The sequence below is a fragment of the Bradyrhizobium sp. STM 3562 genome (genome assembly GCF_045571435.1).
Taxonomy (GTDB): Bacteria; Pseudomonadota; Alphaproteobacteria; order Rhizobiales; family Xanthobacteraceae; genus Bradyrhizobium.
Window position 1 is genome coordinate 2599135 of the sequence record NZ_CP120694.1, and the last position, 15270, is coordinate 2614404.

General features: G+C 59.7%; 13 protein-coding genes. 11 read left to right on the forward strand and 2 right to left on the reverse strand.

All coding sequences use genetic code 11. The features are described from left to right. Positions 1-1142 precede the first annotated feature (1142 nt). Both P6U23_RS11910 and P6U23_RS11915 read left to right on the forward strand, forming a co-directional pair. The gene (locus P6U23_RS11910; RefSeq protein WP_407179965.1) at positions 1143-1505 is read left to right on the forward strand and encodes a hypothetical protein; all 363 of its coding nucleotides are present in this window, start codon (positions 1143-1145) and stop codon (positions 1503-1505) included. After that, positions 1498-1926 carry an RES family NAD+ phosphorylase gene (locus tag P6U23_RS11915; RefSeq protein ID WP_407179966.1) on the forward strand — a complete coding sequence of 143 codons (429 nt, stop codon included), beginning with the start codon at positions 1498-1500 and terminating at the stop codon, positions 1924-1926. The genes P6U23_RS11910 and P6U23_RS11915 overlap by 8 nt, the downstream gene beginning before the upstream one ends. Before the next feature lie 975 nt (positions 1927-2901). On the opposite strand, the gene P6U23_RS11920 is transcribed toward P6U23_RS11915, so the two are convergent. Then, positions 2902-3774 carry an alpha/beta fold hydrolase gene (locus P6U23_RS11920; RefSeq protein WP_407179967.1) on the reverse strand — a complete coding sequence of 291 codons (873 nt, stop codon included), beginning with the start codon at positions 3772-3774 and terminating at the stop codon, positions 2902-2904. A gap of 356 nt (positions 3775-4130) precedes the next feature. On the opposite strand from P6U23_RS11920, the gene P6U23_RS11925 reads away from it, so the two are divergent. Then, the gene (locus P6U23_RS11925; protein WP_407179968.1) at positions 4131-5735 is read left to right on the forward strand and encodes a B12-binding domain-containing radical SAM protein; all 1605 of its coding nucleotides are present in this window, start codon (positions 4131-4133) and stop codon (positions 5733-5735) included. Between the two features lie 330 nt (positions 5736-6065). Here the strand turns inward: P6U23_RS11925 and P6U23_RS11930 are convergent, their stop codons facing one another. Beyond that, positions 6066-6995, reverse strand: coding sequence for a lipid A biosynthesis lauroyl acyltransferase (locus P6U23_RS11930; protein WP_407181424.1), 930 nt, complete (start codon positions 6993-6995; stop codon positions 6066-6068). 918 nt (positions 6996-7913) lie between these two features. Here P6U23_RS11930 and P6U23_RS11935 point away from each other — a divergent pair. From P6U23_RS11935 to trbK-alt, 8 genes are all read left to right on the forward strand, one after another. Beyond that, positions 7914-8570: a hypothetical protein gene (locus P6U23_RS11935; protein WP_407179969.1), complete on the forward strand. Its 657-nt coding sequence runs from the start codon at positions 7914-7916 to the stop codon at positions 8568-8570. An 82-nt stretch (positions 8571-8652) separates the two neighbouring features. After that, positions 8653-9972, forward strand: coding sequence for an MFS transporter (locus P6U23_RS11940; RefSeq protein WP_407181425.1), 1320 nt, complete (start codon positions 8653-8655; stop codon positions 9970-9972). A gap of 201 nt (positions 9973-10173) precedes the next feature. Continuing rightward, complete coding sequence (trbB, locus tag P6U23_RS11945) at positions 10174-11148, forward strand: P-type conjugative transfer ATPase TrbB (protein ID WP_407179970.1); 975 nt, start codon at positions 10174-10176, stop codon at positions 11146-11148. Next, positions 11138-11455, forward strand: a complete 318-nt coding sequence (locus P6U23_RS11950) for a TrbC/VirB2 family protein (RefSeq protein ID WP_407179971.1) — start codon at positions 11138-11140, stop codon at positions 11453-11455. Before trbB ends, P6U23_RS11950 begins: the two co-directional genes overlap by 11 nt. Next, positions 11455-11718, forward strand: coding sequence for a VirB3 family type IV secretion system protein (locus P6U23_RS11955; protein WP_407179972.1), 264 nt, complete (start codon positions 11455-11457; stop codon positions 11716-11718). Before P6U23_RS11950 ends, P6U23_RS11955 begins: the two co-directional genes overlap by 1 nt. A gap of 8 nt (positions 11719-11726) precedes the next feature. Further along, positions 11727-14165 (forward strand): conjugal transfer protein TrbE, encoded by a 2439-nt coding sequence (trbE, locus tag P6U23_RS11960; RefSeq protein WP_407179973.1) that lies wholly within the window; start codon positions 11727-11729, stop codon positions 14163-14165. Continuing rightward, positions 14162-14896 (forward strand): P-type conjugative transfer protein TrbJ, encoded by a 735-nt coding sequence (gene trbJ, locus P6U23_RS11965; RefSeq protein WP_407179974.1) that lies wholly within the window; start codon positions 14162-14164, stop codon positions 14894-14896. The genes trbE and trbJ overlap by 4 nt, the downstream gene beginning before the upstream one ends. After that, complete coding sequence (gene trbK-alt, locus P6U23_RS11970; protein WP_407179975.1) at positions 14896-15267, forward strand: putative entry exclusion protein TrbK-alt; 372 nt, start codon at positions 14896-14898, stop codon at positions 15265-15267. The genes trbJ and trbK-alt overlap by 1 nt, the downstream gene beginning before the upstream one ends. The last annotated feature ends 3 nt before the right edge of the window (positions 15268-15270 follow it).

Below are 15270 nucleotides of genomic sequence, written 5' to 3' on the forward strand. Positions count from 1 at the left end.
CTGGCACCACAGTCGGCCATCGCTGTACCGCTATGCCTGCAAACATTGCCACCACCGAGGTCCGAGAAGGTCGTGAGCAACGGTCGAGCCCCTAAGGGCGTCTTTCGGGTTTATGCCTGACGGCCGACGTGCCGGCGGTCATTGCATTGCTCAGCTCTGCGCCAGATCCGGACTATGCCTCCTGCCGTTCGCCTGCGCACCACACTTCTGGCAGGCTGTTATGCCTGCGTTTCGGCAGACGTTGAAAAGAAGCCGATGAGTTGGGCGTCCGAACGCGAAGAGATAGCCGCTCCGCAAAGTCGAGGACAAGGCGGCCCGAAAGGCCGCACTGGATTACGAGAGAGCGGAGAAGCAGCGACGAGTAGAGCGGCGGAAGGAAGAGGCTGCCAGAGCGAAGAGCGGGCCCAACGCGAGAAGGCGATCAAGGCGCAAGCGGCACTCGAAAGGACCCAGCGGGAGCATGAGACCAAGGCAAGCGCTATCGAAGGTGAGCGTGCGGCAGTCGCAAGCGAGCACAAGCCGGACAGCCCCGTTGGGAAGAGAAACTGGAGTCCGCTCTGCGCCGGGCGCGGGAATAGCAGCGGTCAGCAGGATGCCGAGCGGTGTTTTGGCTTTTCAAAATATCGTGTTGAAAAATGAGGGTGCAGTGCATGCAAATCTCGGATTTTTCTGTGGGGACATCGCGCTGCACGAGCGTCGGGGGCTTTGCACTGGCTCGTTGTCGCTGTTCGCTGAAGGCGCCCTTCGTCAAGAGACGACGTTCCGCGTCTTACTGGTTATCGTGCTATATATCTAACCAATATAACCCAATTGGAGTTCAAGCCCTTGGCCCCGGCCGAAGGTGCCGTCGAACTGTCCGGCGTTGGAACTGTCGCTGGGGACGCCCGAACAAGCGCGGAGCCGACTTGGCCGGCTGCACGTGAAAAAGGTCATCGCTTTGACATTGGAGCACGGCAACGAACCGGCCGTCCGGGCCCTCGCGGACACCATTGCCAATCTTGCTCCGTTGGTCTCGAGCATACTTGAGCGTCGGCAGGATGAGACGTTCCGCTCCATCATCGAGGCTCTCGTGCCGGATGTTCCGCTCCCTCAGCACAAGCTGGTCGAAGCCCGTATGACGGCCGAAGCACGCAAAGCCGTGCTTGAGCGGCGATTGGCTCACCGCGGCACAGATCGCCGAGATGGCGGGACTCAGCGCCAGCAACCCCAGCGCCCAGCCAAACAAATGGAAGAAGGACGGGCAGATCTTCGCGGTGCGCCATCGCGGTGTGGATTATTTTCCTGGCTACGCCTTGGATCCTTCGATCGACTATCGGCCGGTCAAGGGTCTGGCGAAAGTGCTAGCCGCGTTTCGTGGACGGAAGGACGACTGGGGCCTTGCTTATTGGTTTGCCTCGAGCAACAGCTTCCTCGCCGGGAAGCGGCCGCAGGATCTGCTGACGTCCGAGCCCGAACGTGTAGTCGCCGCGGCAGATGACAAGGTGGCCGGCGTGCTCCATGGCTAAGAAGTCCAGGGCCAGCCCCGCAGCGGCTCGGCCATCGGGGGTGCCGGCGCCGCCAGCCAATCTCGCCAAGTTACCGAACATGATGGCCTGGCCGAAGGGGCAAATCATCCATCGTATCCACCTGAAAATCTACGGAAGCAGCGAGTTCAACCCAGGCCTGAAGGGGAACGCACGGTTCAGCCCGATCAAGGCTTCAGACGGTTCAAGCATCCCAACGCTCTATGGCGGCACGACATTCGATTGCGCAGCGATGGAGACCGTCTTTCACGACGTGCCGTTCACTGCGGGATTGATGACGTTCGACAAGCACAAACGCCGATCAAGTTTATTCGCAGGTGATGTCGAAGCGAAATCTCACTCTGGCGGATCTCATTACGACCGCACGGAGAAAGCTCGGCGTGAAGCGCAACGAACTCACTGACAACGAGAAGGACAAATATCCGAGCACCCGGAAAATGGGCCGAAGCTATCTCACGTTCGATGCGGTCGGATCGAAGGCAGGATTGCTCGCGGGCCGCCTTCCTCGCCCCCCGCCTGCATGAGCTCCACGCGGAGTACCCTCGCGCTGAGGGGCTCTGTTGGGTATCGCGGCAGGACGATCGCGCCCTCGCCGTCATGCTCTTCGGAGATCGCGTCGCCGAAACGGATCTCTCGCCAACTGGCGACCCGCGCCATGTGCCGGCAGATGTCCCCGTCTACACGGAGCTTCTGGCCCTAGCCGATCGGATCGGTGTTGATATTGTTGACGGCAAGTAAGACGCGAGCCTCCGGATTGGCATAAGGCGACTGCCGTGATCGATCTGGTGAGGGACTCAAGCCTGTTTGACGTCTCGCAACCAGAATCCCACATTACGAGCGGTTCGGCGGAATGTGATCTCAACACGATAATCCGGATCGGCCCCTCCTTGCGGATGAGGTCCGTAGCCGTGCGAGCAGCCCTCGAAGCTGAGCATTCTCCTCAACAAGTTGCGCGTTCTCTTCAAGAAGCGAGTGAACGTCGTCCGCGTATTCGTCAGCGCAAGCCACTGATTCCTCCTCTCGAAGGGCGTCCTCCAGGAGCGAAAGAGTGTCCCGGGTAGGTTCGTCAACCAACGAAGAGCATTTGTCGAGACTACATTGTTTGTTGCCGGGCAAATGGTTCATTCCCATAATTCAATACTCCAATTCAAATAGCCCAACTCGCCCCAGTCACCCCACCCCAGGTTCCAGACTGAAGTGAGTCGGTAGGCAGATTTGAGTCCAAAATTGGAAATGCACCGGGCCGTGCCGCAATGATGCCGCCATGATGGCGAAAACTCTCGATGTGATTTCAGCACCGATTACTTCCACTGCAGTATCCTGGAAACCGCGCGGGATCGAGGTAGAATCGTCTCGTCCCCTGCCAGAGCTCCGATCCTCAGCGCTTGGACACCGCGTTCGCCCCGCTCACCGTCTTCGCAATGAAGTCCTGAAGATCACTAAGGAAACGCGCTTCAAGGCCTTGCATACGGTGTGGGTGATGGCCGCACTGCTTGTATTGGACGATTTCAAGATGGGGGTTGCTCTCCAGCAGACTGACGGCATGTTCATCCCAAAAAGCTGCTCCGAACCGTTCTTCGCCTCGAACGAGCTTTGCTGGGCACAAGAACGGTCGCTCAGTTGATATCGATGACAGCGTCTCCTTCAAGCTGTCATTACGAAGACAGCGAGGGTCAACGCGCTGTATTGCGGAGGCATGGCTGAGCAAATGCCGAGCCGATATGTGATCCCGAGCCACACCTCCTAAGCGGTCAGGTCCATTGGAGAGAAACTCAACATAGCTTGTAAACGGCGGAGGCTCCTGCTGCCATTTCGTCAGCCGCATCGACAGGATTGAGAACAACATCGAGAATATTGACCTGGCCCATTCCTCTGGACGCCCTAAGAACCATGGTGGGTCCTCGAGAAACACCGCACGGACGTTCGGATTGACTTGGCTGAGCACACCGGCCACGCATGCCCCTAAGGAGTGTCCGACCAGTATCGCCGGACGCCCAATGGCGGCCAGCGCAATCTCAGCATCGGAAACATAACCTGCGAGATCGTAATTCGGCGCGCGATCAGAATGGCCGTGACCACGAAAATCGAGGGTCCAAACGCAGTATCGATCCATCAATTCTTGCTTGGCCTCGTCCCACGTATCGCGACTTGCGCTTGCTCCATGCAAAAGCAGGATAGGCACTGCATCCATCGGGCCATCAACCGATGCGGCAAGTCGTATACTGCCGTTCGCCAGAGTAAGATCAGTCATGCTTTACGCCATGCAAGGCCAGCGGCACACTCCCACACGAAAGTGCGACTTTCGAAATTGGGTTTCAAGGACTGCTGTAGCATTCCTAGGGCACGAAGATCGTTCGATTGCGTGCCATTTCTGCAACATCATCAAGAAAACGCCTGCTCAATTCTTGGGCTCGGGAGCCGGTTTGTTGCGCATGTAAGGAGGGTGGAGTTAGTTCTAGCGTGACATGGGCCCTCTCGGCTCGCCATTAACACGCCACACCCGTACTCATGCTCTGTCCCGAGCCTAGCTGCGCACTGATTCTGGAGCTTTGCCGAATCCCAAAAACTGCATGACATTGTGACCCTCAACGCACGGGCCAAAGCAGCATGACGATCCTCTGCCGCGTTCTAATGATCTATCCGAAGTTCGTTCCGAACTCGTTTTGGAACTATACCGAAGCCTGCGAGCTCGTCGGCGCGAAGTATCCGGCGGCGCCACTCGGCCTGATCACCGTCGCCGCCATGTTGCCGAAGCACTGGGACATCCGTCTCGTCAACCGTAACACCGAGCCTTTGACGGATGCGGACCTCGAGTGGGCCGATCTCGTCATGATCGGTGGCATGCTCAACCAACAGCCTGATGCGCTCTACCTGATCGATCTCGCCCACCTTCACGGCAAGCCAGTATGTGTTGGTGGGCCTGACGTCTCCTCCAGCCCGCATCTCTACGCGGATGCGGACTTCCAGGTGATCGGCGAGGCCGAGCAAATCATCGAGCAGTTCATCGCTGCCTGGAACCGCGGCGAGCGCGAGGGCGTGTTCATCGCCGAGAAATTCAATGTCGACGTTACACTGAGCCCAATGCCTCGCTACGATCTAATCAAGTTCGATCACTATCTCTTCATTGGCGTGCAATACTCGCGTGGTTGCCCGTTCACCTGCGAGTTCTGCGATATTATCGAGTTGTATGGTCGCGTGCCGCGTACCAAGACCAATGATCAGATACTCGCTGAGCTCCAAGCGCTCTACGATCACGGTTATCGCGGGCATGTCGATTTCGTCGATGACAACTTTATAGGCAACAAGAAAAACCTCCGCAGCCTGCTGCCGCGGCTCAAAGCCTGGCAGGAAGAGCGCGAGTACCCATTCGAGTTCTCGACCGAAGCCTCGATCAACGTCGCGGACGATGGCGAGCTGTTGCAGGCAATGAAGGACGCGAACTTCTTCGCGATTTTCGTTGGCATCGAGAGTCCGGATCCGGAGACGCTCGCGCAGATGAAGAAAAAACAGAACACCAGGCGCAACATCGCCGAGTGCATCCATAAGATTTACAGCTACGGCATGTTCGTCACGGCCGGCTTCATCGTAGGGTTCGATACCGAGAAGGTCTCGATGGGACAGGCGATGATCGACTTCATCGAGGAGGCGAGCATTCCAGTCTGCATGATTGGACTGCTCTATGCGCTGCCTGGCACACAGCTGACGCGGCGGCTGGCCAAAGAAGGCCGCCTGCACAAAGGCCATGACCTCATGAAGGTCGAACAGGCGGGCGACCAATGCACGCTCGGCTGCAATTTCGAGACCAAGCGTCCGCTTCGGGACATCCTTGCCGATTATAAGGCCGTGCTTGGGCACGTGTTCACTCCGGCGGCATATGCAGGACGGCTGTCACGGCTCGCCGTCATGCTCGACCGGTCCGACCGGCGCCGTGACCTGCCGGATGGCGATGTGCGCAAAAGGCTTGGCGGCGTGGACAGCATGCACAGGATCATGCGGAGTCTGCCGGAGGTTCGCGAGCCGTTCTGGAACACCTTCGTGGAGGTCGCCAAAACCAATCCAGAAGCGCTACGCTACGTCGTGATGATGATGGCGCTGTACATGCACTTCGGGCCGTTCTCCAAGCAAGTGATCAGTGCGATTGACCGCCGCATTGCCGAGCTGGACGGTATGGCCCCGGTGAGGGGCACGGGGCTTAAGGAGGTGAGTTCATAAAAGAGATGCAGATTGATCGACGGCAAGGTTCGAGGACGCCTCCGATGGTTGCGCAGCGAATTCCTCCTTTGGGCGTGTCGCACTGTCCCATTGGGACCGTTCCACTGTTCCATCGGGTGAATGAGGAGGTCTCTCGACGGGCCGAAGCGTCGAAAAGGCTATGGTTGGTTGGCCAGGTAGCGCCCGAGAGTAGCACCCGGCTATCTCACTGTCTCATATCCCAACCCGGCGGACGGCCAGCTCCCAAGTCGACCGCACGACGCCTGAGTCAAATAGCGCGTCGGGATTGGGAGCCCCCGCGGCGCGTTACCTCTTTTAACAGACGGAGCCTTAGCGCCAGCGGCGGTGTAGCCACAGCCACTGATCGGGATATTCGCGGATCCAGCCCTCGATCACCGATGTGACCGCTTGCATCGTTCCCTGAATGTCGATTTGTCCGGCGGTGTCGCGGACCGGCTTCACTTCTTCGGACAGCTCGGCACGAAAGCGGTGTCCCGGCAGGCGGATGATGCGTACGCCATGAATCGGGCACTCGATCTGCCGCAGCAGCCGGGCCAGCATCGGATTGGCCCTGGTCTTGCGGCCAAAGAAAGTGACCTCGACGCCGTTGGTCAGATACTGGTCGACCAGCATCCCGACATGCTGACCATTTTTCAGGGCTTCCGCAAGTCTAAGGGGGGCGTCACGGCCAGCCGGTATCAGCGTCCCCATTTTTACGGCGCGCATATCCTGGATGATGCGGTCGGCTGACGCGATGTTGGGTCGGCGATACAGGATCGCGGCGTCCAGCCCGTGCGCGACGGCAGCCAGCGCGGGAAGTTCCCAGTTGGCGAGATGGCCTGCAAAGATCAGCGCCGGTTTGCCGTCGAGCCGCAGCTGCGTAAAGAGTTCGTATGAGCGCCTCTCGATTTCGATCCTGCTATTCTCGGGCTGTGCGGGATCGTACTCCCAGATATGATCGAGATGCGCGAATTCGGCGCCGAGACGACCGAGATTATCCCAGACGCCCGCGAGAATGGCCTCGATCTCTGCAGGCGACTTCTCGGGAAATGCGGCGGTCAGATTGGCGCGACCGATCTTTTGCTCGCGCATCATGGGCCCGATTGAGCGGGCGATCCGGCCGAACAAGTTGGCGGTCTTGATCGGATCGAAATAGCGGGCAGCGCGCAGTATTGCGATGGTCAACGCACCCACCGCAGCTTGGCTTAGGAGCTTGGTTACGTCCTGAAGTCGGGCCCTTGCGCGAGGCGAATGTTGCATCAGAAACCAATGACAATCTTGCCTAGCGCTTCTCGGCTTTCTATGTGCTTCAGCGCGCACCTTTATACCATCGCTGTGCGATACGATCAAAGACACCGATGAGTTGCTCAGATTGACCCGCTGGTCGCACTGAATTGCAGCCAAGTCCAAGGAAGTGCAGAAGTCGGGGATCCAAGCCGACGCCCCTGAAAGGTGCTAGCCACACTTCGCCGACGAGCTGCGATTGGGCCACCGCTTCATGGCTCTTCTCGCAAAGCCAATCTCTGACTGGTTGCGATCCCCCTGCGGGTGACGTCGGCCGAGCTGGGTAATGAGCCTGAGAGAATGCTGTAGCATGCTCTTTTCGCCTGCCGGTCCGGGCCATCCCAAACTCGCGCAAAGCCGGCCAGCGCGGTCATTCGCGCTGGCGCCAGGCGCGTCATCTCAATGCGACGCTCAACGGCTATCGGCTGCCCTATGCCAAGCAGCGCGTGCGACTATGAACGGGATGGATTGCGACCATCTGATCGAAGCGACCGTGATGCTCGCAGGTGAAAGCATTGTTGTAGCCAACGAAAGTGCAAACCTGCGCTTGTTCCGGGCCATTGCAGGCGGGACCGGGTCGGTCGAAAAACAGCCAGCAGCGGCGAAGCATGAACGGGACCGACGGCTCAGACCGGCGCAACAGGTCAGGCTCGAGTCTCGAGCAGGAATTAGACAAGCGGAGAAATCCGGCTCCACCTGATCAGGACGCCTTTTCTTTCTTTCGCTACGCCAGACCACGACCGGGATGTTTGTGCGCTTGAAGTGACGTTCGCTCCACTTCTTCTGTCATTCCATCACCGCTAGGGCGATTCACTCGTTTGCGGTGGAAATTCAGGTCACGCGTCGAGGCGCCGTGGCGCGGGTTTATGCGGTGGCAGAGTGGAGGCGTGGAGTATGCAAGTTGGTGGAGAGCTCGGAAAAAAGCCCAGCTCGATTCAAGCTGGCGCGGATGCGCAGCCGATCCCGAACGAAGCTCTGCGAACCAGAAAGATGACAGTTCAACTTTCCGAGAGCATTTTCCAGCGACTTGAGGCTGCGACCGGTCGACCGGGCGTCGGTAAGAGCATGGTCGTCCAGACCGCCCTTGAGCGTTTCCTGGATCCGGCGCCGCCCATCGAAGGTCTAATTCTTCAGGCTCTGGACCGGATAGGGAGCCAGGTGAGCCGTTTGGAGAGCGAGATCGCGATCATCGCGGAAACGGTGGCCCTGCATGCGCGCTATCACCTCACGGTGACGCCGCCCATGTCGCTATCGCAGCAGCGGGATGCGTGCGTGCTCGGCCAGGGGCGCTTCAAGGCATTGGCCGAGCAGGTCGATCGGCGCGTAAGGCTGGGTCGGCCCGTGATGCGGGAGACCCTCGAGGGGCTCGAGCAGCCCGCTGGCTCCGACCTTGGACCGAAGGATGAAGCAATCCTCGGTGTCACGCATGAGCAAGTCAATCAGGAAGACCAGTCCGTAAGCTTAGTGGACGAACAAACTGAGATGAGTGCTGCCGCCGGGGAGGGCGGCAGCAATCTCAACTTTCGACATCTGCCAAACGCCTTTTGTTGAATCGGCTAGTTGCGCGCGGAGAGGCGCGCCAAATGACGTCCCGAGGCAAACATCACCCGAGAGTCCCGCTGAGCGCCTTGCGATCTGGCGGCTCACCTCGTGCGTTTTTCTTCCATTCGCGGCCGGCTATTATCTTTCCTATCTGTTCCGGACCATCAACACGCTCATTTCCGGTCGGCTCACATCCGATCTGCAGCTTGGTGCTGCCGATCTCGGGCTGCTCACGTCGATCTATTTCCTAGTCGTTACGGCGGTTCAGATTCCGATCGGCATGCTTCTGGATCGCTTCGGTCCACGCCGGGTCCAAAGTGCGCTCCTGCTGATCGCAGCCGCGGGCGCTGCGCTATTCGGCATATCGACGGGATTTCTGTCGCTCCTGATCGCTCGCGCGATGATCGGAGTTGGTGTTGCGGCCGCCTTGATGGCCGGGCTGAAAATCATCGTCCTCTGGTTTCCAAGAGAACGTGTGGCGCTCATCAATGGCTTTATGATCATGTTGGGCGCATTGGGCGCGGTGACTGCAACCGCACCTGCGGAGATGCTGCTGGATTGGATCGGCTGGCGCGGTCTATTCGAGGTGCTGGCAGCAGCAAGCGCCGCCGCAGCTGTTCTGATCTACATTGTGGTTCCGGAACGCACCACAGGTTCACACAGAACTCACGGCAAGTCCACCTTAAGAACCGTCTATTCGGATGCGCGTTTCTGGAGAATAGCCCCTCTATCGGCGGCCTGCGTCGGGTCGGCATGGGCATTACAGTCATTGTGGGCGGCGCCTTGGCTTCGAGATGTCGAAGGACTGGATCGGGCGAGCCTCGTCACCCAATTGTTCGTTATGGCGCTGGCCTTAAGTGTCGGCGCCCTGTTCCTGGGCTTGCTTGCCGATCGGGTGCGCGGTCGCCGTAAAATGACCGAAGTGTTATTCGCGGCCGTCGGGACAGTGTTTATCGTAGCGGAGCTCATGCTGATCCTGCATCAGCCCTGGCCATCGTTATTTCCATGGTGCGTCGTGTCGGTTGTCGGATCGGCCACCGCTCTCAGCTACGCGATCATAGGAGACTATTTTCCAACGGAATTGGTCGCGCGCGCCAATGGCGGCTTGAACGTGCTGCATTTTGGCTGGGCCTTCATCGTGCAGTACGGGACAGGCTTGATTCTTGAACAATGGCCTCAACAGGAGGGTCACTATCCTGCGCTCGCCTACCAGACTGCTTTCAGTATCATTGTTGTGCTGCAGCTGGCCGCGCTGGCGTGGTTCGTCGCCCCTTGGCTGCTTCGATCTTTAAATTGGAAAGCTAGCGCGTCAATCGCGCGTAAGCGCATGGGTGACGCTAGCCCAGTTGAGCCCGCGATTCCGCCGGCTGAAATCTCGATCCTGGAGGCAGATGAAACTGTGGAGTGGTGAAACGAGCCGCCGCTGGACTGGTCTTTCGCACGCCGGCCAGTTGAGAGGCCGCGGCCGCCAAGATCGCTTCTTTCCGAAAGTTTCTTCTTCTACGCCAGACCGCGAACGCTTCGTTCCCTTGTTGCGGTAACGCACGTCCTGCCTTTTCTAGTGATCCCGAGGTGAGCGCGCCGAACGCAGTGTCAGATAGTTGGGCCAGGCATGGCAATCCATTCATTCCATTCGGAGACGGCGTTGCGCGGGGCGCGCATGCTCCGCACCGCGCTGGGACCGGCCATCGGAGGCTTTCTAGAAGATCCGTCGGTCGTCGAGGTGATGCTTAATCCCGATGGCCGCCTATGGATCGACCGGCTGAGGGGCGGGCTTACAGATACTGGTGAGAGCTTAGCTGCGGCCGACGGAGAACGAATAGTCCGGCTGGTCGCGCACTATGTAGGTGCCGAAGTTCATGCCGGATCGCCCCGGATATCAGCGGAGCTGCCAGAAACCGGAGAACGCTTCGAAGGTCTGCTGCCGCCGGTCGTTACCGCGCCAGCGTTCGCAATCCGCAAGCCGGCGGTCGCCGTATTCAGCCTCGAGGACTACGTAGCGACCGGGATCATGTCATCAGGCCAGGCCAACGCGCTGCGAGGTGCGCTGGCCGCACGAAAGAACATTCTGGTTGCAGGGGGCACCTCCACCGGCAAGACGACACTGATAAACGCGCTTCTTGCGGAAGTCGCCAAAAGCAATGACCGCGTCGTCCTCATCGAAGATACGCGAGAGCTTCAGTGCAGGGCGCCGAACCTGGTGGCCTTGCGCACCAAAGATGGCGTAGTTTCTCTTTCTGATCTCGTGCGCTCTTCGCTTCGCCTTCGGCCCGATCGTATTCCGATTGGCGAAGTGCGCGGGGCCGAGGCGCTCGATCTCCTGAAAGCCTGGGGCACCGGACATCCCGGGGGCATCGGCACTATCCATGCCGGCACCGCGCTTGGAGCCCTGCGCCGGCTCGAGCAACTCATCCAGGAAGCCGTGGTCGCGGTGCCGCGCGCGCTCATCGCCGAAACCATCAACGTCATTGCCGTTCTTGCTGGTCGCGGCGCCGAGCGCCGCGTTGCTGAACTCGCCTGCGTCGTGGGGCTCGGAGCATGCGGCGATTACAGCCTAACGGCACTGGAGATTAGCCATGAAGCGTAAGTTGTCCCTCGGATCAGGCATCGCTGGGATCGCGACATTTTGCTCACTGACCGTCCCGGCCCGGGCCGCTGGATCCAACATGCCATGGGAGCAGCCGCTCAACCAGATTTTGCAGTCGGTCGAGGGGCCGGTCGCCAAGATCATGGCCGTCATCATTATCATTGTCACCGGACTGTCGCTGGCGTTTGGCGATACATCCGGAGGCTTTCGCCGACTGATCCAGGTCGTGTTCGGTCTTTCAATCGCCTTCGCCGCCTCGAGCTTCTTTCTGTCGTTCTTCTCATTCGCTGGCGGGGTGGTGATTTGATGGATGAGCCAGTCCGAGGTTTTGTCGCTCCCGTGCATCGAGCGCTTACCGAACCGATGCTGATGGGTGGTGCACCGCGGTCACTCGCCATTCTCAACGGCACATTGGCAGCAGTAATCGGCCTTGGGCTCCGGCTTTGGCTAGCCGGGCTTCTCCTCTGGTTCATCGGCCACATGGCCACCGTTTGGGCCGCAAAACGCGATCCCGATTTCGTCGAAGTCGTGCGCCGACACATTCGTATTCCCGGTCACCTCAGCACGTGAATTGTCCCATGATGAATCTTGTCGAATACCGACGCGCGAACACGCGTCTTGCGGACTTCCTGCCCTGGGCGGCTCTGGTCGATGAGGGAATTATCCTCAACAAGGATGGTTCGTTCCAGCGGACGGCAAAGTTTCGGGGGCCGGATCTCGACAGTGCCGTGCCCGCCGAGCTCGTTGCGGTCGCGGCGCGCCTGAACAATGCACTCCGCAGGCTGGGCTCAGGTTGGGCAATATTCGTCGAAGCACAGCGCCATTCGGCCGCAGTCTATCCCCCAGACACGTTTCCGGATGTGGCGTCGGCGCTGGTGGATGCCGAGCGCAAGGCTCAGTTCGAGGAAGCGGGCAGCCATTACGAATCGAGCTACTACCTCACTTTTCTGTATCTGCCGCCGCCGGAGGGGGCGGCCCTGGCAGAGCGGCTGTTGTACGAGGGCAGCCATCGCACGCTAGGGGCGGATGCGCGCGAGGTGCTCAGCGGCTTTATTGATCGGACGAACCGTGTGCTGCAGCTCGTTGAAGGTTTTATGCCGGAATGCGCCTGGCTGGATGACGAGGCAACGCTCACTCACCTGCACTCAACGATCTCGACCAAGCGGCATCGGGTTCGCGTGCCCGAAATTCCCATGCATCTGGATGCGCTGCTTGCCGATCAGCCGCTGACAGGTGGGCTTGAACCGATGCTGGGGGCAGCGCATCTGCGCGTTCTGACGGTGGTAGGATTTCCGACGGCCACCACGCCCGGGATTCTCGATGATCTGAACCGCCTGGCGTTTGCGTATCGCTGGTCGACCCGGGCGATCATGCTCGACAAGACGGATGCCACGAAGCTCCTGACCCGAATTCGGCGGCAATGGTTTGCCAAGCGGAAATCGATCGGTGCGATCTTAAAGGAGGTGATGACGAACGAAACGTCGGCTCTCCTGGATACCGATGCCCACAGCAAGGCCATCGATGCCGACGCCGCGCTGCAGGAACTGGGCTCGGATCAGATCGGCGAGGCCTTGGTGACAGCAACGGTCACTGTCTGGGACAGGGATCCGCAACGCGCCGACGAAAAGGTTCGGCTGGTCGAAAAGGTGATCCAGGGGCGGGACTTCACCTGCATGATCGAGACCGTCAACGCAGTGGAAGCCTGGCTTGGCAGTCTGCCGGGACAGGTTTATGCCAACATCCGCCAGCCGCCGATCTCGACCTTGAACCTCGCCCACATGATTCCGCTTTCGGCGGTGTGGGCCGGAGAGGCGAGGGACCATCACTTGAAGGCGCCTGCGCTGTTCTTCGGCAAGACAGAAGGATCGACTCCTTTCAGATTTTCGCTGCATGTCGGTGATGTCGGACACACTTTGGTTGTCGGGCCGACAGGCGCCGGCAAATCGGTGCTGCTGGCACTGATGGCGCTGCAGTTCCGTCGCTATCCCGACGCACAAATCTTTGCGTTCGATTTCGGCGGGTCGATCCGTGCCGCTGCGATCGCCATGGGCGGCGACTGGCATGACCTCGGCGGGGCAGTCGCCGGAGAATCGTCCGAGTTCGTGGCCCTCCAGCCACTCGCAAAAATCGATCAGCTTTCCGAACGTGGCTGGGCAGCCGAATGGGTAGCCTCAATGCTGGCTGGCGAGCGGATCGAGGTCACGCCAGAGACCAAGGACCACGTCTGGTCGGCTCTGACGTCGCTCGCCTCGGCGCCGACCGAGGAGCGAACACTCACAGGCTTCTCCGTTCTTCTTCAATCCAATACGCTAAAACGGGCGCTCCAGCCCTATTGCCTCGGTGGTCCCTATGATCGTTTGCTCGATGCTGAACATGAGCGGCTCGGGGATTCCTCCGTCCAGGTGTTCGAAACGGATGGCTTGATCGGGACCGCCGTCGCGCCGGCCGTTCTTTCCTATCTGTTTCACCGGATCGAGGATCGTTTTGACGGCCGCCCAACGCTGCTGATCATCGACGAGGGCTGGCTTGCGCTCGATGATGCCGACTTTGCCGGCAAGCTCCGTGAGTGGCTGAAGACGCTTCGCAAGAAGAACGCCTCCGTCGTTTTCGCCACCCAAGGGCTAGCAGACATTGACGGCTCCACGATTGCTGCGGCCATCATCGAGAGCTGTCCGACCCGGATTCTCCTGCCCAACGACCGCGCGATCGAGCCGCAGATCGCGGCAATCTACCGCCGTTTTGGATTGAACGATCGGCAGATCGAGATCCTCGCCCGCGCGATACCCAAGCGCGACTACTACTGCCAGTCGCGTCGCGGCAATCGGGTATTCGAGCTTGGCCTTGGCGAGGTCGCGCTCGCCTTTACAGCGGCATCCTCGAAAGCCGATCAGTCTGTTATCGAGGGCGTGTTGGCCAAATATGGCCGCGAGAACTTTGTGACCGGTTGGCTGACAGCTCGCGACATCTCTTGGGCCTGCGACCTCATTCCTCATCTCACCCAGAAGGTTGCGTCATGAGACGTCTCCACCAGGTTGCAGCTGTGGGGCTGATCGTCCTCTCGAGCGCCCAAGCGCTGCGTTCGGCTTCAGCGCAGTGGATCGTGTTCGATCCGAACAACTACGCACAGAACGTACTGACGGCAGCCCGCGAACTGCAGCAGATCAATAACCAGATCACATCGCTGCAAAACCAGGCGCAGATGTTGATCAATCAGGCGAAGCATCTGGCGAGCTTGCCATACTCGTCATTGCAGCAACTCGAGCAGTCGATCCAGCGTACCCAGCAATTGCTCCGAGCGGCGCAGCGGATCGCCTACGACGTCCAGCAGATCGATCGCGCCTTCTCGACGACTTACGCGCCAGCATCAGCGAGCATGTCTGACGAGGTCCTCGTCACCAATGCACAGGCACGCTGGCAGAACGCGGTTGCCGGTCTGCAAGACGCGATGCGGGTGCAGGCCATCGTCGTCGGCAATCTCGGCAGCAATCGCACCCAGATGTCGGCCTTGGTCACTGCGAGCCAGGGTGCGACAGGCGCGCTGCAGGCAAGTCAGGCCGGTAACCAGCTTCTCGCTCTTCAGGCGCAGCAGCTTGCCGATCTCACTGCAACTGTTGCCGCCCAGGGGCGAGCGCAAAGCTTGGAGTCGGCGCAGCGAGCGGCCGCCCAGGACCAGGGCAGGGAGCAGCTACGGCGTTTCTTAGGGCAAGGCCAAGCTTATCAACCCACATCCGTGCAGATGTTTCACTGATGGCGAAGATCAGGTTTGAACGAGTGCCGACCACGGTGGCCGTCGCGCTAACGCTCCTCGTTGTTGCTGCATGCGCGATCCGGCTACGCGGCGACGAAGATCAGATTAAGCCCACCCTCTCGCTCGCTCCGAATTCCGACTCGATGCCGGCAAAACTCGAGCAATGCCGCACCGTCAGCTACGAGCACAGCGATGCTCTTCGCGCATGCCAAAAAATCTGGGCCGAGAAGCGCCGCCAATTCCTGGGCCAGACGAACGCCTCGATGCCTGCGGCTAGCGAGCCGAGCAACGCCGGATCATCACCCGCATTGCCTAAGGACGAGAGCCGCCTGCCTTCCGGCTATCCCGCGATTCGAGCACAAAGCGAGTGACCA

What these genes read in the sequence shown, in the direction of transcription:
- P6U23_RS11915 (WP_407179966.1), top strand. Translation starts at nt 1,498, where the DNA reads ATGGCTAAGAAGTCCAGGGCCAGCCCCGCAGCGGCTCGGCCATCGGGG.
- P6U23_RS11920 (WP_407179967.1), bottom strand. Translation starts at nt 3,774, where the DNA reads ATGACTGATCTTACTCTGGCGAACGGCAGTATACGACTTGCCGCATCG.
- P6U23_RS11925 (WP_407179968.1), top strand. Translation starts at nt 4,131, where the DNA reads ATGACGATCCTCTGCCGCGTTCTAATGATCTATCCGAAGTTCGTTCCG.
- P6U23_RS11930 (WP_407181424.1), bottom strand. Translation starts at nt 6,995, where the DNA reads ATGCAACATTCGCCTCGCGCAAGGGCCCGACTTCAGGACGTAACCAAG.
- P6U23_RS11935 (WP_407179969.1), top strand. Translation starts at nt 7,914, where the DNA reads ATGCAAGTTGGTGGAGAGCTCGGAAAAAAGCCCAGCTCGATTCAAGCT.
- trbB (WP_407179970.1), top strand. Translation starts at nt 10,174, where the DNA reads ATGGCAATCCATTCATTCCATTCGGAGACGGCGTTGCGCGGGGCGCGC.
- P6U23_RS11950 (WP_407179971.1), top strand. Translation starts at nt 11,138, where the DNA reads ATGAAGCGTAAGTTGTCCCTCGGATCAGGCATCGCTGGGATCGCGACA.
- P6U23_RS11955 (WP_407179972.1), top strand. Translation starts at nt 11,455, where the DNA reads ATGGATGAGCCAGTCCGAGGTTTTGTCGCTCCCGTGCATCGAGCGCTT.
- trbE (WP_407179973.1), top strand. Translation starts at nt 11,727, where the DNA reads ATGATGAATCTTGTCGAATACCGACGCGCGAACACGCGTCTTGCGGAC.
- trbJ (WP_407179974.1), top strand. Translation starts at nt 14,162, where the DNA reads ATGAGACGTCTCCACCAGGTTGCAGCTGTGGGGCTGATCGTCCTCTCG.
- trbK-alt (WP_407179975.1), top strand. Translation starts at nt 14,896, where the DNA reads ATGGCGAAGATCAGGTTTGAACGAGTGCCGACCACGGTGGCCGTCGCG.